A 22,898-nucleotide genomic window follows, 5' to 3' on the forward strand; every position below is an offset into this window, starting at 1 on the left:
AATATATTCTTCGGAAATGTTCACCTGTAAATTGACAATTGAGATGAAACTTCAGTTGCAAGGCGCGTCGAGCACCAGAGCGAAGGCGTAGCGGAAGCTACGTTGAGCGAGGAGCGCAGACAGCAACGCAGCAAATGAAGGATTCAGCGCAATTGGTATCCGGTGATGATGGCTGTGGGGTCCCACCTGTTCCCATACCGAACACAGCAGTTAAGCCCACATACGCCGAAAGTACTTGGCTGGAAGCGGCCTGGGAGGATAGGGAGTTGCCGGTTAAAAGACCGTCTGCATGAATGTGCAGACGGTCTTTTTCTGTCTTGGAATGCTTTGAACTACAAAATCAGAAAGGGCGAGAAGAAAAAGAGAAAAGCCCTCTCCAGCATCGAAGAGGGCTTAGGCTATCGATTAGAGACGGCCGCTGCAGTTTAATACGTTTTTGATTTTGTGCTGAACCATACCTTGGATGGCTGCACGAGCTGGTTTCAGATATTGGCGGGGGTCAAAGTCGCCAGGGTTCTTCACAAAATGTTCACGAATTGATGCCGTCATTGCTAGGCGCAGGTCGGTATCGATATTGATTTTGCAGACACCGAATTTTCCGGCTTGCAATAACATGCTCTCAGGAACTCCTTGGGCGCCAGCTAATTGACCGCCGAATTCATTACATTTTGCAACGAATTCAGGCAACACGGTAGATGCACCATGCAGTACCAACGGGTAATTAGGCAGCATTTTTGAGATTTTCTCGAGACGAGCGAAGTCTAAGCTAGGTTCTCCTTTGAATTTGAAAGCGCCATGGCTAGTGCCAATCGCAATTGCTAAGGAGTCGCAACCAGTACGTTCGACAAACTCTACAGCCTCGTCAGGATCGGTGTAAGTGGCATCCTTAGAGTTAACCTTTACGGCATCTTCTACGCCAGCCAGACGGCCTAATTCGGCCTCTACGGTTACACCGCGTTCATGAGCATATTCTACGACGCGACGGGTTAATTCGATATTTTCCTCGAACGGATGCTTGGATCCGTCAATCATGACGGAGGTAAAGCCGCCATCTATGCAGGATTTACAAATTTCGAAATCATCGCCGTGGTCAAGATGCAAGCAGATAGGCAAACCAGAATCCTCAACAGCTGCTTCGACTAATTTCATTAAATAGATATGCTTGGCATATTTGCGTGCGCCAGCGGAAACCTGAAGGATTAAAGGTGCTTTTTCTTCTTTAGCAGCGTCAACAATGCCTTGGATAATTTCCATGTTGTTAACATTGAAAGCTCCGATGGCATATTGTCCTTCATAGGCTCTCTTAAACATCTCTTTTGAAGTTACTAATGGCAAAAGAATCTCCCCCTTAGTTATAAATAATACTTACATTATACTATAGAATAATGCATTATGGAACGTGATTTTTACAGTGAAGAGGGATATTGTAAAAATCTAACAGAGTAAGTCGGCTGCTATTTGAGCAATGTCTTGCGGCCATGGAGTCTGGAACGATAGTATTTTTTTGGTAAACGGATGAGGAAAAGATAAACAAGCCGAATGAAGTGCCTGACGTGCAAGAAATTTTGTCGAACCTCCATATAAGTCATCACCAACTAGCGGGTTTCCTATGGCAGACATGTGGACGCGGATTTGATGCGTCCGCCCGGTTAGAAGTTCTAGTTCTAAACATGCGTGAGACGGACCTGTTTGGAGCGTACGGTAACGCGTACAGGCAGACTGTCCGGTTGCTGAGATTTGGCGCAAGATGATGCTGTCAGGGTGACGTGCTATTGGCAAATCAATCTGGCCCTCTGCCGGTGTTGGATGACCTTCGACTAGCGCCAAGTATTTTCGTTGCAGAGAAAAATCATTTTGTGAAAGTACATGTTGAACATGGGGGGTCTTCGCAATGACTAACAGGCCGGAAGTATTACGGTCAAGACGGTGGACAGGATGAAAATGCCAGTACTGGTTTTGGGTTTGAAAATAATGAACTACAGCGTTGGCAATCGTCAGTTCATTGCTTAAGCTACTGGGATGGACTAATATTCCCGCCGGCTTATCGATGATAAGTAGTGCATCATCTTCAAACACAATGGAGAGCGGCATCTCAGCTGGTTTTAACTGGCTTCTTTCACCAAACCAGCGGATTGTAAGTTCACATCCTGGTGGAAGGAGAGAAGAAGGAGAGACAGGCATCTGATTAACTAAAATTTCACCTTCGGCTTTCAATTTTCGCCAGGAGGACAAAGAAAGACCAATTTGGCGGCGCAGATACTCTTTAATCGATAATGAAGTGGGCGATTCAATAGGTATCGCAAAGATGTGCATAGGGACCCTCTCAATGTAAAAATTATATGTTCTATTGCTAAATTATATATTATTTTGTTTCAGTTGGCAGGAAAATATGAAATCAGTGCGAATTAATTTAAATCGGTTAGAAGTCTGTTTAGCATTTAAGCGTTGCTGTTTGGTGTGAGAGAAACAGCGGATCGAAGTGTACTAAGCAGGAAAACACAGGAGGAATATCTATGGCGAAGGACTGTTCGTTTGATATCGTATCAGAAGTGGAGATGCAGGAAGTCGATAATGCCGTAAATCAAAGTACGAAAGAAATTGGTCAACGTTTTGATTTTCGCGGTAGTAAGTCATCTGTTAATTTGGAAAACAATGAAATAAAAATTGTTGCGGATGATGATATGAAGCTAAAAAATATAGTGGATATATTGCAAAACAAATTGGTCAAACGCGGCATATCCTTAAAGAATTTGGATTATGGCAAGGTAGATTCCGGATCACTCGGTTCGGTGAAACAAGTGATCAAGATTAAAAAAGGCATTGATAAGGAAGCTGCTAAAAAAGTAATTGCCGCAATCAAAGGAATGAAAGTAAAAGTACAGGCACAAATCATGGAAGACCAGGTTCGTGTTAGTGCAAAGGATAAGGATGATCTGCAGCAGGTCATTGCGGAGCTGCGTCAGAAAGACTTCGGCGTTGAATTACAATTCGTCAATTATCGTTAATTAAATGTGGTGAAAAAAAAGGAAGACAAGGAGTTATCCTTGCCTTCCTTTTTACTGTAAATGAGATTAGCTGGCTTTTTCTTCGGTAGTGCCCGTTGAGAGATTGCTTAAACCAAGAACATCAAAAATCTTGAATGAAACGCCGAGTAAGATGGAAACGACTGTCGCGAGGGACATGCCTTTTAGTGCGACCGTTCCGATACTTAGGCTAGCACCGCTGACGCCAAGGATCAAAACAACCGCGGTTAAAATCAGGTTACGTGGTTGGCTGTAGTCGACTTTAGAATCGACTAGCATCCGAATACCGGAAGCTGCAATGACGCCAAACAGCAGAAGGGAAACGCCGCCCATGACGGGTACCGGTATACTTTGAATTGCGGCAGCCAGTTTTCCGATGAAGGAGAGAATGATTGCAAATATGGCAGCGCCGCCGATTACCCAGGTACTATACACTTTGGTAATAGCCATTACGCCAATGTTTTCGCCATAGGTTGTATTGGGTGTTGAGCCGAAACAACCGGATAAGATTGTGGAAAGACCGTTGCCGAGCAGCGAACGATGAAGTCCTGGCGATTTCATCAAATCACGACCGACAATATTGCCTGTTACGACGAGATGACCGATGTGTTCGGCGATGACGACCAGTGCTGCCGGAGCAATGATTGCAATTGCAGACCAATTAAATTCCGGCGTATAAAGTGTTGGCAATGCAATCCAAGGCGCGGAGACGATTTGATCGAGATTGACGAGCCCAAGCAGTAATGCAAGTAGATAGCCAGATAAAACGCCGATCAAAATAGGAATGATGGCCATAAAACCGCGAAATAAAATCGACCCCAGGATGGTGACTGCCAGCGTGAAAAGGGAGACACTGATTACATTAAAATCCACTGATTTTGCCGTCAGCCCAGCCATGTCGGCGGCAACAGGGGCTAGCTCAAGTCCGATGACTGCGACAATCGCACCCATAGCGGCCTGTGGAAAGACAACGTCTATCCATTTTGTTCCGATGACGCCAAGACTAAGTGCGACGAGCGAAAAGATGATGCCGACGATGATGAAGCCGCCGAGCGCTGCTGCATAACCATATTGCGGCAACACGATGAAGACGGGAGAAAGGAAAGCAAAACTGGATCCTAGATAAGCTGGGATTTTTCCTTTGCAAATAAAGAGATAGAGTAAGGTGCCGATACCGTTAAAGAGTAAAATCGTTGCGGGATTGACTTTGAACAGAATGGGAACCAATACGGTTGCGCCAAACATGGCAAATAAATGTTGTAAGCTAAGTGGGACGGTCTGCAGAAGAGGAAGTCGATCCTCAACTTGGATAATGCGTGTGTTCATAAAAATAAATGCCTCCTTATTTTGTGACGGCGAAAAATAAAAAACCGCCAGCTCATATTGAGAGCTAACGGTTACACAAAACAGTTTAGCGTAATTAAAACGCTTTATTGTGCACCTTTTTAGCCTCTCTGGACTAAGTTAAAGGTAAAATTCCTTAACACAATATAGCACAAAATTAAAAGGCTGTCTATATTTATAATTAAATATTATACTGGGAATTCCGTGCAAAGTTGAGTAGAATATAGATAGCTATAATATATGTTGTAACTTCTATGCAGAGGAAAGGATGGATTCCTGAATGACAAAAAAAAGCACCGAACGTGGACGTGAACCACGTGAAAAAAATACGCAAGTTTATGTAGATGAGTTATATTTTCGCCATGTAGATCAAATTGAGCGCTGGCGGCAGGAACATGAGCATTCGAAAGCGGTAGAAGCTAAATTGCAAAGTGTTTCTGATTTCGAATACGAACCTATCGATTATGCTCCTTTATTAGAAAAGGAACCTTGGATTGAACCTCCTAGAACTGATTTTTCTTCGCTTATTCCAGAAGCGCGTATTGCAGTAGAGAATAAATACTATACGCCGTTGGTGACGCGTGCGGCGTTGGCAATGGCAGCGCTTTTTTGCCTGATTATCTTCAATAATCCTGTGATTTTATGGACAGCTGGAATTGCCGTATTTGCAATTGTTGGTTGGACTTATTGGACGATATCGCAGCGGCAAAATGCGATTCGCGAAGCGATTGAGGGAGCGAAAATTGAGATTGCGCGCCGAGAAGGCGCGGAGCAGCGACTGATTGATGAACAACGAACCAATCATGATGTGGCGGAAGAAGATCGGATTCAAGTCATTCAAAAACTGGTGGATGGTGAAATTTCAGCTGTTTTTGCCAAGTTGGATGCGCAAATGATTACAATTAATTTTCCGTTTCCGTTAACGGTAGATGTTGAACTTTGCAAGAATATTCCAAGCATGCAGGTATGGTTTCCGCCTAAAACTATTATTCCGAAACAAACTTCAGAATTGCAACCATCCGGTCGACCGATTTATACGGATAAAGAAATGCGTGCAATAAACAAACAATATGTTGAACTTTGTGCGGCGATTCTTATGCAGGTTGCTTGTTTTGTCTTTGCCAATATACCGAGTTTTCAAACGTTGTACTTGTCAGGAATGTCAAAAGAAAATGCAAACAACGAGTGCCTGATTGCAATGCGGCTGGAGCGAGAAACGTTTGAGGCAGTAGCACGTCTTGGAACGACGCCTTTAATTGCCTTGCAACGCTTGCAAGCAAATTTTGCCAATGATACATCCCTCGATTTTATTCCCATTCCAGAAACGAAGCCGGAAGAATGGGGCGACATGGAGCAACAGTTTGTCCGTGCACTTAAAATAAAATTGTTTAAATAAAAAGATGACGTAATTTATTATTATTATTATTAAAAATTTGCAATCAAAGAAGGGTTTTTCATAATAAGGTCAAATATATTATATCAGCAAGATAATGACTTGCTAATACAATTGATGAGGAGTATGTATATTATGAAATTTTCAGAAGTGATGCAAACAGCTGACTGGAAAGCTGAAAAACATGCACCAGTCATAGAGGCGCCCGAACAAGTAAAAGCAGGTGAAGTTTTCCATGTAGGGATTTGCGTCGGCAAGGAAATTGCGCATCCGCATACTACAGAGCACCATATTCGCTGGATTCGTCTCTATTTTAAACCGGATAACAGTAAGTTTGTTTATGATGTAGCTAACGTTGAATTCAATGCGCACGGCGAGGCCGTAGACGGACCCAATAAAGGACCGGTATTCAGTGAGGCAAGCGCGCAAGCGGCACTTAAACTAACGACGTCAGGTACATTGTTAGCTGCCTCGTACTGTAATATTCATGGTTTATGGGAAAGTTCAAAAACGATAACAGTCGTTGAATAAAACGCAGGGTTGCAATTGAAAATATTACAAAAAAGAACGCCTCTGACAGAGGTGTTCTTTTTTGTAATATTTCTGTCCTCTGCAAGGAGGAAAATGTTTGCTTAAAGAGAATATAATTATAATATATTTTTGTTTTGCATAGATAGGGGGAGAGTTATGGCACTGATTGTAAAAAAATTTGGCGGCAGTTCTGTTGCGACTACGGAAAAAATCATGGCTGTGGCGGAACGCGTTTTAAGAGAAAAGAAACCCGAAGATAAGATGGTTGTCGTTGTATCGGCAATGGGAGATACGACGGATGATTTGATCGCGATGGCAAAAGAGCTGAATGCTGACCCATATGCTTTTCCGCGCGAGATGGATATGCTTTTATCTACAGGGGAACAAATTACGATTTCGTTGTTGGCAATGGCTTTTCAAAAACTAGGTCAGCCTTCGGTTGCTTTAACAGGAGCACAAGCCGGTATAGAGGCAAATCATTCTTACACCAAAGGCCGCATTTTAAATGTAAAGCCAGAACGGGTAAAAAAAGAACTTGCGTTAGGAAAAGTGGTCGTTGTTGCCGGTTTTCAAGGTGTGAATGGAAGTGGCGATATTGTGACGTTGGGACGGGGTGGGTCGGATACCTCAGCCGTTGCTTTGGCGGGAGGTCTTCAAGCGGATGTTTGCGAAATATTCACAGATGTTGATGGCGTGTATTCGGCTGATCCGCGTGTTGTAGCAAGTGCGAAAAAAATGCAGGAAATCACTTATAATGAAATGTTGGAGTTAGCTCGCTTGGGTGCGGTAGTTATGCAACCGCGTTCTGTAGAAATGGGTATGCATTATGGTGTTCCGATCCATGTGCGCTCTACGTTTTCACAAAATGATGGAACCATAATCAAGGAGGTATGTGACGTGGAAGAAAAAGAATCAGTCGTTCGCGGTGTAGCGCACGATAGCAATGTTGCTAAAATTGCGGTATTAGGCGTTCCGGATCAGCCGGGAATTGCTTATTCCATTTTTTCTGAACTATCAAAGGCGAATGTCGATGTTGATATGATCGTACAAAGTGTTCGGAATGAAGAAAAGAACATTATTGATATGTTGTTTACCGTAGCCAAATCGGATTTGCCGAAAGCAAAAGCGATTAGCGAAGAAATTGGCAGGCAGATGAAGGCTGGCGGGGTACAAGTCGACGACAGCGTAGCCAAAGTTTCTGTTGTTGGCGCCGGAATGCTAGGGCATCCGGGAATTGCGGCTGAAATGTTTGGTGCACTTGGCAAAGCCGGTATTAACATTGAAGTTATCAGTACTTCGGAAATTAGCATTTCCTGCTTGATTCAGGCGGAACACGTGAAGACGGCTGTAAATGCGATTCATGATTGTTTCTTTAAAAAAGAAGCATAAGACTGATAAAGCATGCTTTCTTTTTTACAAACACATTGCTTCTTTTTGTTCTTTTGGGGAGACCAAAGCAGGAATTTTACGTTTGAGACGGAATAACCTGTTTGTAGGAACCAATATCATGACGGGAGTGAGTGGGTTTGACGATTAGTTTGATTAAGAATTTGCACGACCACATAGGTCAAGAAGTGACGGTTCAGGGGTGGCTCTATAATCTGCGTTCTTCGGGTAAAATTGCTTTTTTAATTGTCAGAGACGGCAGTGGTCTCATGCAATGTATAGTAGCAAAAAATGATCTTGGTGAGGATGTTTTTTCGGTTGCGAAAAACATGACACAAGAAACATCACTGAAGATTACTGGAGTTGTAAAAGAAGAACCACGTGCTGTTGGTGGTTATGAGATGCTGGTACAAAATTTTGAAGTCATTACACCGGCGCAAGATTATCCGATCAGTCACAAAGAGCATGGCGTTGATTTTCTCATGGAACGCCGTCATCTTTGGATTCGTTCGCCGCGCCAAATGGCGGTATTGAGAATTCGATCCGAAGTCGAACATGCGTTGCGCGAATTCTTCTATCAAAATGACTTTGTCCTTGCCGATGCGCCTATTATTACGCCTGCGGCCTGTGAGGGAACGACAAATCTGTTTGAACTCGATTATCATGGAGAAAAAGCTTATTTGTCGCAGAGCGGTCAACTATACAATGAAGCGAATGCGATGGCATTGGGACGAATTTATTGTTTTGGTCCGACTTTTCGTGCTGAAAAGTCTAAAACGCGCCGTCATTTACTTGAGTTTTGGATGATTGAAGCCGAGATGGCGTATCTTGATATGGAAGAAAATATGAAACTGCAAGAAGACATGGTTCACTATGCAATTGGACGTGTGTTAGAGCGGTGTCCGAAAGAATTGGCAATTTTAGAACGTGATGTGGAACGTCTAAAACGAATTCAAAAGCCGTTTCCCCGCATTAGTTATACGGAGGCGGTGGAGTTGTTAAAACAAGCGGGCGAAGAGTTTACCTGGGGCGATGATTTTGGTGCGCCGCATGAAACGATCATATCCAGCCATTTTGATGCACCAGTATTCGTTCACCGCTATCCGACGGCAATCAAGGCGTTTTATATGAAACCGGATCCGGAAAACGCAGAGGTTGTCTTGGGCGCTGATTTGCTGGCACCGGAAGGTTATGGTGAAATTATCGGCGGCGGGCAGCGTATTGACGATTTGGCGCTCTTGGAACAGCGCGTTAAAGAACATGGTCTGCCAGAAGAAGCCTTTGCCTGGTACTTGGATTTGCGCCGTTATGGCTCGGTACCTCATTCGGGCTTTGGTTTGGGATTAGAGCGTACGGTAGCTTGGATTTGTGGCCTCGATCACATACGCGAAACGATTCCATTCCCACGTATGTTACATAAAATGTATCCTTGATAAAAAGTACTCAGTATACAATTTCTTCAAAGGCAGGATTTTACCAAGTTATCGATAATCTATTGCTAGGTGTCGGTTAAGGTGTTTGATAGTAGCGAAACCAGTATGCGACATCCGGTAAGGAGGATGCCATACTGGTTTCACATTATATAAATACATCAAAATCGCAGGAGGAAATGAACATGACTAATGGCATGGCAGCAACACATTCTCAAGGCAAGGTTGCCACAGACACAATCTTTGGCGCAAACGCGGCAGCGGTGGCAGCAACAGCCATTCATGGAAAAGAGAACGTCGTCAATGCTACAATTGGCGCCTTTATGGATGAAGAGGAGCAATTGGCATGTATTCCGACCGTAGGGCAAGTGATGAAGAATCTGCCGTTGACGAAATTGATTGCTTATGCTCCGATTGCCGGTGTACCGGACTATTTGAAGGCTGTGATTGACTTAACGTTCAGTCAGCAACGTCCAGAAGCTTATATCGAAGCGGTTGCGACTGCGGGTGGCTCAGGGGCGATTCATCATACGATTTGGAATTATTCTGAGATTGGCGATACCGTTCTGACATCCGACTGGCATTGGGATCCGTACAGCATTTTTTGCCGGGAGTCGATGCGGAAATTAGACACCTATTCACTGTTCGATGAAAATTTGAAGTTTAATATCAAGGCTTTTTCAGAAAAAGTCACCGAGATTCTGGCAAAACAGAATAATTTGGTTGTCATCATCAACACGCCGGCTCATAACCCGACTGGTTACAGCCTGACAGATAACGAATGGGAACAAGTCATTCGTGTGTTTAAGGATGCCGCAAAGGATCCGGCGAAGAAGATTGTTCCTTTAATTGACATTGCATATATTGAATATGCCGGAGAAAAGGAAGCTTGTCGAACTTTTATGCGTAAACTGCAAGGCTTACCGAGCAATATCATGCCGATCTTAGCGTTTAGCATGTCAAAGGGCTATACGTTGTATGGGCAACGGACGGGGGCCATGATTGGCGTTTCTTCGAACAAACAGGCGATGGAAGAATTCACTGCGATCAATAAGTTTACAAGCCGGGCAACGTGGTCCAATATCAATAATGGAGCGATGAATACGCTGGCGACAATCTATAATGATAAGACATTGTTGTCACAAGTGGAAGCGGAACGGAGCGTGTTTTACCAACAGATTCGTACAAGGGCGAATATTTTTACGTCGGAAGCCAAGGCAGCCGATTTGAAAATGCTGCCCTATGTAGCAGGCTTCTTTCTCTCCATTCCGGCCGCAGATCCAGTAAGAGTCTGTGAAAACTTGCATAAGGATAATGTTTTTGCGGTGCCGCTTGAAAAAGGCGTTCGGATTGCTGTTTGTGCCGTCACGGCGAAAAAAATAACGGGAATGGCTGGTAAAATTGCTGCGGCTATGAAATAGTTTTAGCAATGGGAGAGAGTGGGGATTTCCTCACTCTCTCTTTTAATGAAATTCAATAAGCCGTGTGTGAACCCGTTGGATTGCTCTCTTAAAAAACAGGAAGCTGTTTTATATTGTTGCAAAATTTCAACTTTGTCCGCTTGGCTTGGATTGGATTGTGTTTGTGACTTGTTAGTGATATAGTTATTTGTGGTGCAGTATTTCATCACTACAAAAACGGAGGATGGATAATGTTCGGTTTTAAGCCTAAGGAAGACCAGTTTTTTAAACTGTTTGTTGACAGTTGCCAAGTTGTTCATGAAGGGGCTTGCCTGCTAAAGAATATTGTGGAAAAACCGTCTGCGGCGGCGGATGATTTGCGGCAGATATCCGATATTGAGCACAAAGCCGATGACATCAATGATGCAATTATCGATCGTTTGAACCAAACCTTCTTAACCCCGTTAGATCGTGAAGACATTTATTCGATTGCAACGATGCTCGACGATATTGTTGATATGTTGCAAGGTGCCGTTGAACGAATGGTTCTTTACAAAACAGGGGAACCGACTCCGGGCGCCGGTGAATTGGCGCGTATTTTGGTTGAAAGTACGAGTGAACTGATGGCCGCGTTCCAGTTGTTGAAAAACATAAAAGGGCAACAACAAAACATCTTAGAACATGTGAAGAAAGTTTGTGCACTTGAGAGCGAAGGGGATCGCGTGTATCGCCAAGAGGTGGCGATGCTGTTCGAAACATGTCCAGATCCAATTCGTATCATCAAATGGAAAGAAGTTTTAGAACGTCTGGAAGAAGCGCTTGATCATTGTGAAAATGTAGCGGATTTGCTGCGGGGCGTGGTAATGAAATATGCCTGATATGTTGATAATAGGAGTAGTTGTCTTAGCGCTGGCTTTTGATTATGTAAATGGATTTCATGATACGGCGAATGCCATAGCGACATCCGTATCAACGCGAGCTTTGACGCCTAGGGTAGCTGTATGGATGGCCGCAGGTTTGAATTTTGTCGGCGCCATGTACAGCACTGGTGTAGCTAAAACGATTGGCGGCGACTTGGTGAAGTCAGCGCAAATGGTAACGCAGGAAACCATTATGGCGGCCATGGTTGGCGCAATTGCCTGGAACCTGCTTACCTGGTGGCTGGGAATTCCGAGTAGTTCATCACATGCACTTGTTGGCGGCGTAGTGGGCGCCGTATTGGTTTCACGCGGGGCCGATGCTTTGAATTTTGATGGTATTTTAAAAATTGTTGCATCGTTGATTCTCTCCCCGTTGGTCGCGATGGCCGTTGGTTTTGCAATTATGACACTGATTTTTTGGTTGTTTAGGGATTCGATGCCAACGCGAGTGAATTCGCGCTTCAAGCGGATGCAAATTATTTCAGCCGCTATGATGGCTTTTGCGCATGGTTCTAATGATGCACAGAAAGCGATGGGGATTATCACATTAGCCCTTTTAAGCAGTGGTTATATCAGCGTACTGGAAGTGCCTCTTTGGGTCAAGATTGCAGCAGCGACGGCTATGGGCTTAGGTACGGCTGCCGGTGGCTGGAAGATCATTCATACGATGGGCAGTAAGATTTTCAAATTGGAACCGAGCAGCGGTTTCGCTGCAGATTTAAATTCTTCAATCGTTGTTTTTGGTGCGACGTTAATGCATTTGCCGGTCAGCACGACGCATGTCGTATCCGGATCGATCATGGGCGTGGGGACAGCAAAACGGATTCATGCAGTACGCTGGGGCGTTGCACAGCAAATGTTGATGGCTTGGGTGCTGACCATTCCATCTACGGCTGTGGTGAGTGCAATTGCATACAAAATCATCCATTTCATTTTTAGTTAATATTTTAAGTTAAAATGATGTTTTGTAAATTAAGAAAAAAGCGGCGGATGCCGCTTTTTTGCATTCCTAGAGGATTTTCCCCGACCAAGGACTAATTAATAAGGAGATACTTTAAATAAAAGCAGGGAGAGCTGTTGCATGAGCAAAATGATTAGCGTGCAGTTTAAGAATGGCGAGAAAAAACAATACCACAATGGCGTAAGCCTTTTGCAGGTTAGTGCGGAACGACAGGTGCAGTATGAAACACCGATTGTTGCGGCTAAAGTAAATAATGATATTAAGGATTTACAGTTTAAACTTGAAACAGATTGTCTTGTTGAATTTTTTGACTTGAAGACGGATTTGGGAAATAAGGTTTATCAGCGCAGTTTGACTTTTGTCTTGATTATAGCGGCAAAGACATTGTTTCCAAAGGGCGAAGTGACGGTAGAACACTCGCTGAGCAAAGGGTTGTATTGTGAGTTGCATATCGGAAGGAAAATCACTCCGGATGATATTTCAAGACTTCAAGCTGAAATGAGCAAAGTGATTGAAGAAAAAAGACCGATCTTATTGAAAAGTGTTCCGATTGCGGAAGGAACGCGTCTTTTTGCTGAAGCAGGACAAGCTGAAAAAGCGCGTCATTTGAAGCAAATGAAGCGTGAGCGTATTAGGGTATATTATTGTGGTGACGTATATGGTTATTTTTATGGAATGATGGCGCCAAACACGTCCTACACGCCGGTATTTTCCTTGCAATACTATGAGCCTGGCTTCATTTTGCGTTTTCCTCAAGCAAGTGAACCGGAAAAATTACCTGTTTTTGCCGAGCAACGGAAATTGGCGGACATCTTTCTTGAAGCGGAGCGATGGGGCAGCATTTTGCAGTGCGATTATGTGGCAACGCTAAACGAATATGTCGAGCGCAAAGAAATCGCAGATATCATCCGAGTAGCCGAAGCCTTGCACGAAAAAAAGATTGCTCAAATTGCGGATTTTGTTGCCCAGCACAGCAATGAAGCGCGTGTAATTTTAGTGGCAGGCCCTTCTTCGTCAGGCAAAACTACGTTTGCACAGCGCCTCAATATCCAGCTTAGAGTGAATGGGGTTAGGCCGGTGCCAATCTCGCTGGATGATTATTTTGTGAATCGCGATAGTACGCCAGTTGATGAAAATGGGACACCTGACTTTGAAGCGATTGAGGCAATTGATTTAAAGCTGTTTAATGAACATTTAGGGAGAATTTTAAAAGGCGAAGCGGTGGAAGTGCCTTTTTATAATTTTAAAACAGGAAAACGTGAATTTAATGGACATATGATTCAAATTGAAAAAGGACAACCGTTAATCATTGAAGGGATTCATGGTTTGAATGAACGCCTGACGCAAGTCGTTCCGCGTGAACAGAAAATCAAGATCTACATTAGTGCGTTGACGCAATTGTCGATTGATAGTCATAACCGAATTCCGACGACAGACACGCGTTTAATTCGTCGTATTGTGAGAGACAGTGAGTTTCGCGGACATGATGCGATTACGACGCTGGCAATGTGGGCCTCCGTTAGAAGAGGGGAAGAAAAAAATATTTTTCCCTATCAGGAAGAAGCGGATATTATGTTCAATTCGGCATTAATCTATGAGCTGGGAATTTTGAAGAAATATGCGGAACCTTTGTTGGCTGATGTTACTTCTGATAAGGAAGAATATTCTGAGGCGAGGCGATTGCTTAATTTCTTAAATTATTTCCGCTCGATCCCGGACGAAGATGTACCGCCCAATTCAATTCTGCGTGAGTTTATTGGTCAATCTTGTTTTTATAAATAAAACGACAAAAAAATCCTGCTCGATTATATCGAGCAGGATTTTTTGTCAATTAACGGTTGGTAGAGAAGAATTTCAAAGCAACTTCAGGGAACAGTGCATAAGACAGCACGTCCTCGATGGAAGCATTGGCATATCCTTTTTCGCCCAACTCTGCACGGAGCAGATCCATTTGCGGTTTAATATCGTCAGCAGGGCGGTAATCAATGATTTCCGCGTTGCCGATGATTTTTTCCCGGACTTCTTCAGCCACAGGTTTCGGGGTCTTGCCGTATTTACCGCGTGCCAGGTCTCTGACTTCACGCGGTACCATTTTGTAGCGTTCACCCAACATAACGTTGAACGTAGCCATGGAACCGACAATTTGGCTGGTAGGCGTAACCAACGGAGGATAGCCGAGATCGGCGCGAACGCGAGGCATTTCTTCCAACAAATCTTGATATTTATCTTCCATACCTTGTTCTTTAAGTTGATTGTAGAGGTTGGAGAGCATGCCGCCCGGAATTTGGAAGTCGAGAACGTTGGCGTCAACGTCAAAGTAAGTTTTAAGTTTGAAGTCTTCAGCCAGGCTCTTTTTAACTTTGCCAAAATGGATGGCAACATCTTTCAATTTGGAACGATCCAAACCAGTATCATATTGCGTGCCTTCTAAAGCTGCAATCATGGTTTCGGTACAAGGTTGCGATGTACCTAAAGCAAATGGGGACAGCGCGCAGTCGACTACGTCAACGCCGGCTTCGATGGCTTTTAAATAAGTCATTGAGCCCATACCGCTGGTGTAGTGAGTGTGCAGTTGAATCGGCACGCCTACTTTGGGATCCGATTTCAATGCTTTTACCAAATCATAAGCGACATAAGGACGAAGCAAGCCGGACATATCTTTGATGCAAATGGAATCAGCGCCGCGCTCAACCAGTTGACGAGCTAATTCAATGTAACTTTCAACAGTGTGGTACGGGCTAATGGTGTATACGCAAACACCTTGGACATGGGCGCCGGATTTTTTGGCCGCTTTCATAGCGACTTCCAGATTGCGAACGTCATTCAGTGCGTCAAAGACGCGAATGACGCCGATGCCATGCTCAACCATTTTAGAGACGAAGGCTTCGACAACATCATCGGCATAATGATTATAACCGAGAATGTTCTGCCCTCTGAGCAGCATGGAGATCGGAGTTTTAGTAATGTGTTTACGCAGGGTTTTTAAACGTTGCCAGGGATCTTCATTCAAGAAGCGCAGACAGCTATCAAAGGTTGCACCACCCCAGGCCTCCAAAGCGAAATAACCCATGTTGTCCAGTACTTCAAGCTGAGGCAACATATCATCGATACGCATGCGGGTTGCAGCAAGGGATTGGTGGCCGTCACGCAGGACTGTTTCCATGATTTGTACAGGTTTTCTTGACATTTGTTGTCCCCCTTTTTCCTACTATGGAATTTATTGTTTGATAAAACCATTTTCAGAATTGTCTTGCGAATGTGTTACATATATAACAATCTCAAGACAAATATAATTGTACCGTATTTAAATGGATTTTGCCACCCTATTTAAAATTTGTATATTGCATACATGGTGGAAAAACTTGCTAATTGTCCTTGAGTTTGCGGGCCAGCAACGTGGCCATGGGACTTTCGCCGGAAAGGGGCGGTAGTTCATCGCCGTAACCAAGGCGGTTTAAGATGGCGTAGACCTGCGGATTTTCTGCGGGAGTTTTAACAGCTGCTTCATTGGCATAGTCTGTTACGGTTATTCGGCCAGCTTCTGGAGAAATAATCCGCCCGGGTCCGCCGACGCAACCGCCTTTGCAAGCCATACCCTCAATGAAATTAGCGCGGATTTTTCCGTCGGCAATTTCTTGTAACGCCTGTTGGCAATCAGGAATACCGTCAATTTGCAGGGCGTTCATTTTTTGTGCACGTTTTGGGACCAGGCGTGTTAGCGTTTCTTCCACTGCGCCACTAACTCCGCCAGTGTGAGCGTATACACGTCCACCCCAGGAAGCAACGGAATTTTCCTCATCTTCTTCAGAAGAAGGATCAATATCGGTAGCTTCAAAAATGCTAGCTAGTTCCTGAAATGTTAAAACGAAATCGACCGCACCGGCTAAATCAGGCAGCGTCGCTTCACTTTTTTTAGCGATGCAAGGACCGATGAAAACGACCTTGGCAGTTGGGTTGAAAAATTTTATGACGCGTGCCGATGCGACCATCGGTGAAACCGACGGTGAAATATGTTCCACCAACTGCGGAAACTTATTTTCAATTAGTTTAATCCAAACAGGGCAACAACAACTGGTAATCAGGAAATCATCAACTGTTTTTACATGATCATTGAACTCAAACGCTTCTTTCATTGTGATCAGGTCAGCATATAAAGCCGTTTCTAAAACTTCGCTAAAGCCGAGGCGGAGAAGGGCTGTCCGCAGCTTTCCAGCCGTAACATTCGGGCCAAATTGTCCGGCAAAAGCGGGAGCTAAAGAAACATATATGGGAACTGACTTTTCTTTCAGCAATTTTATAAGGGGAACAAATTGACTTTTTTCTGCCAAGGCTTCGAATGCGCAGGCCTCAAGGCAGTGTCCTTCACCCTGGCAAAGGGAAGCATCAATGGTAGCACGGCCTAAAGAGTCCTTTCTGATTGCACCGAGAGGGCAGCTTACGATGCAGGTGCTTTGTTCAGGGGAACAGCAGCGACACGCAGCCGGGTTTACAACGATAACGGGTTCAGCATTGTTTCCCATTAATGCTTCCTCATCATAAGGACCAAATATATCGCCATTTTCCTGCGGCGAAAGCCCCATGGCAATTCGGATTTGATTAGCGACTGCGATGCGATTTGTTTGATCGGGGAATTCTTGACAGACCAAACTGCATATTTCTTCACGTTTTTCTAATAGCTTACCTTCCCAAGCGGCCTTTGCGACCTCATAAAGAATTTTGGGCTTTACTTTAATTTGATCCATATTTTGCACCCCACTTTAATAAATGTTTTCTTTGCTAGTATTTGCGCTGATGGAGGTCTTTTCCTATCGGACAGAAAAGAAAAATCAAAGAAAGGGGTTAGAAAAAACGAAAAAAGCCGACTATAATAGTCAGCTCATTGCAGTGAATCGATAATTAATGTTTGTGGTGACAGCCGCAGGTGCAATTCTTAGTATGTGTCGGCATAGGCTTAATGGCATCCAGTTGCGCCTTCATGTTTGCTTTTACTGCAGCCAGATAAGCGCGCCGTAGTTCCGCTTGTTCGATCAATTCCTCTTCTGTCAGAGGCGCGTTTTTTTGTTTGCGTGCCAATTCATTAATCCGGGCAATTTGTTCAGGGGTCATCGAATAGCCATCCTTTCATAAGCAGGAAATAATTATAAGATTAGTTTACGTGCAAATGAAGGCTTTGTAAAGTATTGACAAGTAACTGAAAATAAAAAATATTTACAAGGGGGTTGGAATTTATTTCGAATCGCGTATAATGATAACAATTACAGTTGCCTGTAGGAGTGAAAGTGTCTATTGAAAAGAAGGCGAGGGGGATATATATGAAAGTCGTAATTACGATTGTGGGCGAAGATCGTGTCGGAATCATTGCTATGGTTAGTAAATTATTAGCAGATAGCAACACGAACATTTTAAACATTAATCAAAATATCTTGGATGGCTATTTTAATATGGTAATGATTGCTGATATGGGGAAAAGCAATACGACCCTGAAAGAGCTGCAATTGGTCCTGCGAAAATGCGGCGAAGAAATCGGACTTGATATCAAGGTGCAGCACGAAGATATTTTTCGTCTGATGCATCGTGTGTAAGGAGGAAGTAAAGCAATGTTAACGATGCAAGATATCTTGGAAACCAATCGAATGATTGAAGAGCAGAATCTTGATGTGCGAACCATCACAATGGGGATCAGTTTGCGTGATTGTGCGCATCCCGATATCGATGTATTTTGCAAAAACATCTATGATAAGATCACACGTTCAGCGCAGCATCTGGTAAGAACTGGTGAAGATATTGAAGCTGAGTATGGAATTCCAATTATTAATAAGCGTATTTCGGTAACTCCGATTGCTATCGCAGCCGAAAGCTGCCGAACCGATAGTCTTGTGCCGGTGGCAGAAGCATTGGATCGTGCAGCCAAAACCGTTGGCGTTAATTTTATTGGCGGATTTTCGGCGTTGATTGAAAAGGGCTATACGAATGGCGATCGGCGATTGATTGCATCGATTCCCGAAGCGCTTGCCCGGACGGAACGGGTTTGTTCGTCCGTTAATATTGGTTCGACCAAAACAGGTTTAAACATGGACGGAATACGCCAAATGGGAGAAATTATTAAAGAAGCGGCTGAGTTGACGAAAGAGCGTGACGCGATTGGTTGCGCAAAACTGGTTGTGTTTGCTAATGTACCGCAGGATAATCCATTTATGGCAGGAGCTTTTCATGGTGTCGGCGAGCCGGAAATCGTAATCAATGTCGGTGTTAGCGGTCCTGGTGTCGTCAAGCGTGCGCTCGAAAGCGTGCGAGGGCAAGAATTCAGCGCGGTAGCTGAAATGATCAAGAAAACGGCCTTCAAGATCACACGAGTCGGCCAGTTGGTGGCTCAGGAAGCTTCGCGCCGTCTTGAGGTGCCGTTTGGCATTATCGATTTGTCGCTGGCGCCTACGCCTGCCGTTGGTGACAGTGTCGCGCATATCCTTGAAGAAATGGGACTTGAAAGTTGCGGCGCACCGGGGACGACTGCTGCGCTTGCATTGCTTAATGATGCCGTTAAGAAGGGCGGCCTGATGGCGTCGTCGCATGTAGGCGGCCTGAGCGGCGCGTTTATTCCCGTAAGTGAAGATGCGGGAATGATTGCCGCCGTAGAATGCGGCAGCTTGACTCTGGAAAAGCTAGAAGCGATGACCTGTGTTTGTTCTGTAGGGCTTGATATGATCGCAGTGCCTGGTGATACTTCCGCAGCGACCATTTCAGGCGTTATTGCTGACGAAGCGGCGATTGGCATGATTAACAATAAGACAACAGCGGTTCGGATGATTCCGGTACCAGGAAAAAAAGTCGGTGATTGGGTTGAATTCGGCGGCTTGCTAGGACACAGTCCCATTATGGCGGTAAATCCTTTTTCCTGTGTCGATTTTATTGCTCGTGGCGGTCGTATCCCGGCTCCGGTGCGCAGCTTAACGAATTAGTTTTTCATTTTGATGCTTCAACTGCTAATTGTGTGGTTGAGGCATCTTTTTTCGTGGCTACGGCAGGATTTAGACTAGGGTGAGAGCGAAGAGGACGATAGAGAAGGAAGGGGATGACTATGCGGTTAACTAAAGCGACAAAACAAATGATGTTACAATTATTAGAAGAGCGTTATGAAGGGATGGAGACGGCCCTGCATTACAACACGCCCTTTGAACTGTTGATTGCGGTAATCTTGTCTGCGCAGTGTACCGATGTGCGGGTCAATGTGATAACAGAGCGAATGTTTCCTCGATATAATACGCCAGAAGCAATATTGACACTTGGTGTAGAAGGGCTTGAAGAGCAAATCCGTGATTGCGGCCTTTTTCGCAGCAAAGCGAAGAATATCATGTTGACTTGTCAAATACTTGTTGATGATTTTGCTAGCCAAGTGCCGGGTGATATGAACGCGTTACTTAGATTACCAGGTGTCGGACGGAAAACGGCTAATGTGATTTTGAGTCACTTGTTTAATGTCCCGGCTATTGCTGTTGATACGCATGTATTTCGTGTGGCGAATCGATTGAGATTGGCAGTTGGCGATACGCCGCGTGAAGTGGAAGATCAATTAATGCAGGCGATTCCAAGAGAGAAATGGAGCGAAGCGCATCATTGGCTGATTTGGCATGGGCGAAAGATATGCAAGGCGCGCAGACCATTATGCACAGTTTGTCCATTAATGGAAAGTTGTCCTAGTAAAGTTGTTGAATAATATTCGTGAAGATGGTATAGTTATGCAAAAGAAGGAGGGGCTGACATGCAATATAGGAAAGCTCGTTTTAGTGATGTGGAACAAATCCATAAACTGGTTAATGACTATGCTGCGGAGGGACTTATGTTGGCCCGGTCGCGCAATGTGCTTTATGAATCATTACGCGAATTTATCCTGGCGGAAGATGAAGGGCATATTGTCGGAGTGGGAGCGTTGCACCTAATCTGGGATGCCTTGGCTGAAGTGAGGACGATGGCGGTAGCGCCGGAATATAAGGAAAAAGGCGTTGGCCGAAAAATAGTGGAAACCCTGATTGAAGAAGGGCGCGAGCTTGGCGTGACGGAAATTTTTGCTTTGACGTATCAGCCAGGTTTTTTTGCAAAACTAGGTTTTTACGAAGTGCAAAAAGAAGAGTTGCCGCATAAAGTCTGGAAAGAATGCATAAATTGCCCTAAATTTCCGAATTGCGACGAAACCGCGGTTACAATTAAGATTTAGAGCGTTCAATAGGAGCTTTTGGGAAAAATGCGATTAATCCTCTTGTCTTATCGGGCAGGAGGATTTTTGTGATTCGATGGAATATGAGAAATGGAGGTCGATGAATGGAGAACATTATAAATGTCACTGGCGGTAAAGGCGGAAATGTCTTTCTTGTAAAAGGAGAAACAAAGACGGCTTTGCTTGACTGTGGTATGGCTTATTGTGAAGCGCAACTTATTAAAAATATCAAGCATGAATTGGCTGAAAGACCGTTGGACTGTATTTTTATCAGTCATTCGCACTATGATCATGTTGGGGCAATTCCTTATCTGAAAAAAGAATGGCCTAATTCTCGAGTGCTTGGTGCAAGGCATGCTAAGCAAATCCTCGTAAGGCCCAATGCTTTGAAAAAAATTAAGGATCTTGGTCAGCAAGCGGCAAGATTTTATGGCGCAAATACGCTTATCGAATATGACGACCAGCTGATGCAGATCGATGATATTCTCAATGAAGGCGATGTCATAAGTTTGGGTAATATGAATGTAAGGGTAATTGAAACAACAGGGCATACGCAATGTTCATTATCGTTTTTGTTGGATGATAAAATTATGTTTGCCAGTGAGTCAACGGGTTATATGAGCAAGTCAGAAAAAGTATATCCCGCATTTATAACAAGCTGTGCGGAAGCACTCGCATCGATTGATAAGTGTAAAAAAAACGAAACATCATTTCATTATTTCACCGCACTATGGCGTGGTAGCGCAAAAAGATACGTGTGATTATTGGAAGAAGTGCACAATAGCTGTTAACGAAACGAAAAAGTTTGTGCTTGATTTATTTGAACAAGGTCATGATGAAAATTTTATTTTAAATGAATATGAACGAGAATTTCGTGATGCGCAGAGCCGTTTGGAACAGCCTGATATTGCATTTAGAATAAATGCGCAGAATATGATCAAAGTGCTGCTGAGCGAGAATTTTTAACTTTGCAAAAGGAAACCCGTTTGGCGATTGAACTGAACCAATAAAAACGGACAATGACAAAACACCCCCAGTTGTAGATAATTAATCTATGACTGGGGGTGTTCATATGTCAGGGCAAAGAGGAATAAAACATTTTGGAGAACACATTATTCTCGACGTTCTAAAAATGAAAGAAGAAGGCAAAACGAATCGTGAAATTAGCGAGTTCTATGGATTTAAGGATAAATACGTAATCAAAGAACTAATCCGAAGACACAACCGAAAACAAAAGATGATTGAATCTGGAATTATTCCACGGAAAAAAGGCAGACCGCCTAAAAGCTATGTTACCATACAGGATAAAAGAGATAATGAAATCAAGCGTTTAAAGATGGAAAACGAACTATTACGTTCTTTTCTTCAAATCGTTGGAAGGAAGTGAGGCCATCTGTAAAATACATGGCAATTTATAAAAACCAAGACAGCTATTCTATCTCTGCAATGTGTGACTTTTTTGATGTATCACGCAGTGGGTACTATGATTTTGTTCATCGCATGAATCAACCGAATCGCAATGAACGAATCGTAGCAGAAATTGCGGTATGCCAAGAAATATCAAAAAGAACGTATGGATATCGAAGGGTTCATTTGTGGCTTCAACAGAATAGAAATATATTTATTGATCCGAAAACCGTTCTTCGCTTAATGAGCAAATATAATTTATTATCTCAAATTCGCCGACGTAAAAAATACAAGAGAATGCAGCAACAACTTCATAAATATGAAAATCTACTCAATCGTGATTTTGAAGCAACTGCGCCGAATCAGAAATGGGTTACCGACATTTCATACATCCATACACTCCAAGGAATCCTGTATTTATCAATGATACGCGATGCGTTTGATCGCAGTATTATTGCTTATAAAACAGGAACAGAACAAACTGTAAATTTAGTTCTTGAAACAATTCGAACTGCCATGAAAAAGGAAAAAGTCACTACAGAGCTGCAACTCCATAGTGACCAAGGGTTTCAATACACTTCACAGGGGTATTTTAACCTAACTAAAGAGTATGGTATTACACCGTCCATGTCAAGGCGAGGAAATTGTTATGATAACGCATTAGCTGAAAACTTTTTTAGTATTTTGAAAGCAGAATGCATTTCGAGAATACATCTCAAAACATTTGCAGAGGCTAACGAGGTTATCGATGAGTATATCTATTTTTATAATTTTGAACGCATTCAACTAAAAACAAAACTGACACCGTATGAAAAACGATGCCAGTTTGCGTAATTTAAAGCTATTCTACTTCTGGGCGTTTTATTTTATGTACGTTGTTTCTGGTTCAGTTCA

22 protein-coding genes and 1 rRNA gene are annotated in these 22,898 nt (G+C 43.6%); 17 read left to right on the forward strand and 6 right to left on the reverse strand.

What is annotated here, in order from left to right:
* The first annotated feature begins 158 nt into the window (after nucleotides 1–158).
* Nucleotides 159–275: ribosomal RNA gene (gene rrf / locus QTL79_RS17520) — 5S ribosomal RNA — on the forward strand.
* A 130-nt stretch (nucleotides 276–405) separates the two neighbouring features.
* Here the strand turns inward: rrf and fba are convergent.
* Together fba and QTL79_RS17530 are read right to left on the reverse strand one after the other, a co-directional pair.
* Nucleotides 406–1,335, reverse strand: a complete 930-nt coding sequence (fba, locus tag QTL79_RS17525) for a class II fructose-1,6-bisphosphate aldolase (RefSeq protein WP_346356237.1) — start codon at nucleotides 1,333–1,335, stop codon at nucleotides 406–408.
* A gap of 99 nt (nucleotides 1,336–1,434) precedes the next feature.
* Nucleotides 1,435–2,313, reverse strand: coding sequence for an RluA family pseudouridine synthase (locus QTL79_RS17530; RefSeq protein WP_346356238.1), 879 nt, complete (start codon nucleotides 2,311–2,313; stop codon nucleotides 1,435–1,437).
* Between the two features lie 200 nt (nucleotides 2,314–2,513).
* On the opposite strand from QTL79_RS17530, the gene QTL79_RS17535 reads away from it, so the two are divergent.
* Nucleotides 2,514–3,005, forward strand: coding sequence for a YajQ family cyclic di-GMP-binding protein (locus QTL79_RS17535; protein ID WP_346356239.1), 492 nt, complete (start codon nucleotides 2,514–2,516; stop codon nucleotides 3,003–3,005).
* 66 nt (nucleotides 3,006–3,071) lie between these two features.
* Here QTL79_RS17535 and uraA read toward each other — a convergent pair whose 3' ends face one another.
* Complete coding sequence (gene uraA, locus QTL79_RS17540) at nucleotides 3,072–4,349, reverse strand: uracil permease (RefSeq protein WP_346356240.1); 1,278 nt, start codon at nucleotides 4,347–4,349, stop codon at nucleotides 3,072–3,074.
* 298 nt (nucleotides 4,350–4,647) lie between these two features.
* On the opposite strand from uraA, the gene QTL79_RS17545 reads away from it, so the two are divergent.
* The 8 genes from QTL79_RS17545 to QTL79_RS17580 all read left to right on the forward strand — a co-directional run bounded on the left by QTL79_RS17545 (nucleotide 4,648) and on the right by QTL79_RS17580 (nucleotide 14,170).
* Nucleotides 4,648–5,763 carry a hypothetical protein gene (locus QTL79_RS17545; protein ID WP_346356241.1) on the forward strand — a complete coding sequence of 372 codons (1,116 nt, stop codon included), beginning with the start codon at nucleotides 4,648–4,650 and terminating at the stop codon, nucleotides 5,761–5,763.
* Nucleotides 5,764–5,895: 132 nt separating this feature from the next.
* Entirely contained in the window at nucleotides 5,896–6,291 is a 396-nt protein-coding gene (locus QTL79_RS17550) for a class II SORL domain-containing protein (RefSeq protein WP_346356242.1), read from the forward strand.
* Between the two features lie 156 nt (nucleotides 6,292–6,447).
* Entirely contained in the window at nucleotides 6,448–7,680 is a 1,233-nt protein-coding gene (locus tag QTL79_RS17555) for an aspartate kinase (RefSeq protein WP_346356243.1), read from the forward strand.
* A gap of 131 nt (nucleotides 7,681–7,811) precedes the next feature.
* Nucleotides 7,812–9,110 carry an asparagine--tRNA ligase gene (gene asnS, locus QTL79_RS17560; RefSeq protein ID WP_346356244.1) on the forward strand — a complete coding sequence of 433 codons (1,299 nt, stop codon included), beginning with the start codon at nucleotides 7,812–7,814 and terminating at the stop codon, nucleotides 9,108–9,110.
* A 182-nt stretch (nucleotides 9,111–9,292) separates the two neighbouring features.
* Nucleotides 9,293–10,528, forward strand: coding sequence for an aminotransferase class I/II-fold pyridoxal phosphate-dependent enzyme (locus tag QTL79_RS17565; protein ID WP_346356245.1), 1,236 nt, complete (start codon nucleotides 9,293–9,295; stop codon nucleotides 10,526–10,528).
* Between the two features lie 230 nt (nucleotides 10,529–10,758).
* Nucleotides 10,759–11,385 (forward strand): DUF47 domain-containing protein, encoded by a 627-nt coding sequence (locus tag QTL79_RS17570; protein WP_346356246.1) that lies wholly within the window; start codon nucleotides 10,759–10,761, stop codon nucleotides 11,383–11,385.
* A complete protein-coding gene (locus tag QTL79_RS17575) occupies nucleotides 11,378–12,370 on the forward strand; it encodes an inorganic phosphate transporter (RefSeq protein WP_346356247.1) in 993 nt (330 codons plus the stop codon). The genes QTL79_RS17570 and QTL79_RS17575 overlap by 8 nt, the downstream gene beginning before the upstream one ends.
* Nucleotides 12,371–12,508: 138 nt before the next feature.
* The gene (locus tag QTL79_RS17580; RefSeq protein WP_346356248.1) at nucleotides 12,509–14,170 is read left to right on the forward strand and encodes a nucleoside kinase; all 1,662 of its coding nucleotides are present in this window, start codon (nucleotides 12,509–12,511) and stop codon (nucleotides 14,168–14,170) included.
* Between the two features lie 49 nt (nucleotides 14,171–14,219).
* Here QTL79_RS17580 and QTL79_RS17585 read toward each other — a convergent pair whose 3' ends face one another.
* The 3 genes from QTL79_RS17585 to QTL79_RS17595 all read right to left on the reverse strand — a co-directional run bounded on the left by QTL79_RS17585 (nucleotide 14,220) and on the right by QTL79_RS17595 (nucleotide 17,494).
* Entirely contained in the window at nucleotides 14,220–15,575 is a 1,356-nt protein-coding gene (locus QTL79_RS17585; protein ID WP_346356249.1) for a pyruvate carboxylase subunit B, read from the reverse strand.
* Nucleotides 15,576–15,753: 178 nt separating this feature from the next.
* Nucleotides 15,754–17,130: a [Fe-Fe] hydrogenase large subunit C-terminal domain-containing protein gene (locus QTL79_RS17590; protein ID WP_346356250.1), complete on the reverse strand. Its 1,377-nt coding sequence runs from the start codon at nucleotides 17,128–17,130 to the stop codon at nucleotides 15,754–15,756.
* Between the two features lie 154 nt (nucleotides 17,131–17,284).
* Nucleotides 17,285–17,494: a DUF896 domain-containing protein gene (locus tag QTL79_RS17595; RefSeq protein ID WP_346356251.1), complete on the reverse strand. Its 210-nt coding sequence runs from the start codon at nucleotides 17,492–17,494 to the stop codon at nucleotides 17,285–17,287.
* A gap of 206 nt (nucleotides 17,495–17,700) precedes the next feature.
* Here QTL79_RS17595 and QTL79_RS17600 point away from each other — a divergent pair, with 206 nt between their 5' ends.
* The 7 genes from QTL79_RS17600 (at nucleotide 17,701) to QTL79_RS17630 (ending at nucleotide 22,838) form a co-directional block, all read left to right on the forward strand.
* Nucleotides 17,701–17,970, forward strand: coding sequence for an ACT domain-containing protein (locus QTL79_RS17600; RefSeq protein WP_346356252.1), 270 nt, complete (start codon nucleotides 17,701–17,703; stop codon nucleotides 17,968–17,970).
* A 15-nt stretch (nucleotides 17,971–17,985) separates the two neighbouring features.
* Nucleotides 17,986–19,344, forward strand: coding sequence for a PFL family protein (locus QTL79_RS17605; protein ID WP_346356253.1), 1,359 nt, complete (start codon nucleotides 17,986–17,988; stop codon nucleotides 19,342–19,344).
* A 119-nt stretch (nucleotides 19,345–19,463) separates the two neighbouring features.
* A complete protein-coding gene (gene nth, locus QTL79_RS17610; RefSeq protein ID WP_346356254.1) occupies nucleotides 19,464–20,099 on the forward strand; it encodes an endonuclease III in 636 nt (211 codons plus the stop codon).
* 45 nt (nucleotides 20,100–20,144) lie between these two features.
* Nucleotides 20,145–20,597, forward strand: a complete 453-nt coding sequence (locus QTL79_RS17615; RefSeq protein WP_346356255.1) for an N-acetyltransferase — start codon at nucleotides 20,145–20,147, stop codon at nucleotides 20,595–20,597.
* A 104-nt stretch (nucleotides 20,598–20,701) separates the two neighbouring features.
* Nucleotides 20,702–21,358, forward strand: a complete 657-nt coding sequence (locus QTL79_RS17620; protein WP_346356256.1) for an MBL fold metallo-hydrolase — start codon at nucleotides 20,702–20,704, stop codon at nucleotides 21,356–21,358.
* Nucleotides 21,359–21,669: 311 nt separating this feature from the next.
* Nucleotides 21,670–21,984 carry a hypothetical protein gene (locus QTL79_RS17625; protein WP_346353978.1) on the forward strand — a complete coding sequence of 105 codons (315 nt, stop codon included), beginning with the start codon at nucleotides 21,670–21,672 and terminating at the stop codon, nucleotides 21,982–21,984.
* A gap of 17 nt (nucleotides 21,985–22,001) precedes the next feature.
* A complete protein-coding gene (locus QTL79_RS17630; protein WP_346353979.1) occupies nucleotides 22,002–22,838 on the forward strand; it encodes an IS3 family transposase in 837 nt (278 codons plus the stop codon).
* Nucleotides 22,839–22,898: the final 60 nt, after the last annotated feature.

The sequence above is a fragment of the Azotosporobacter soli genome, from assembly GCF_030542965.1.
Classification (GTDB): Bacteria; Bacillota; Negativicutes; order SG130; family SG130; genus Azotosporobacter; species Azotosporobacter soli.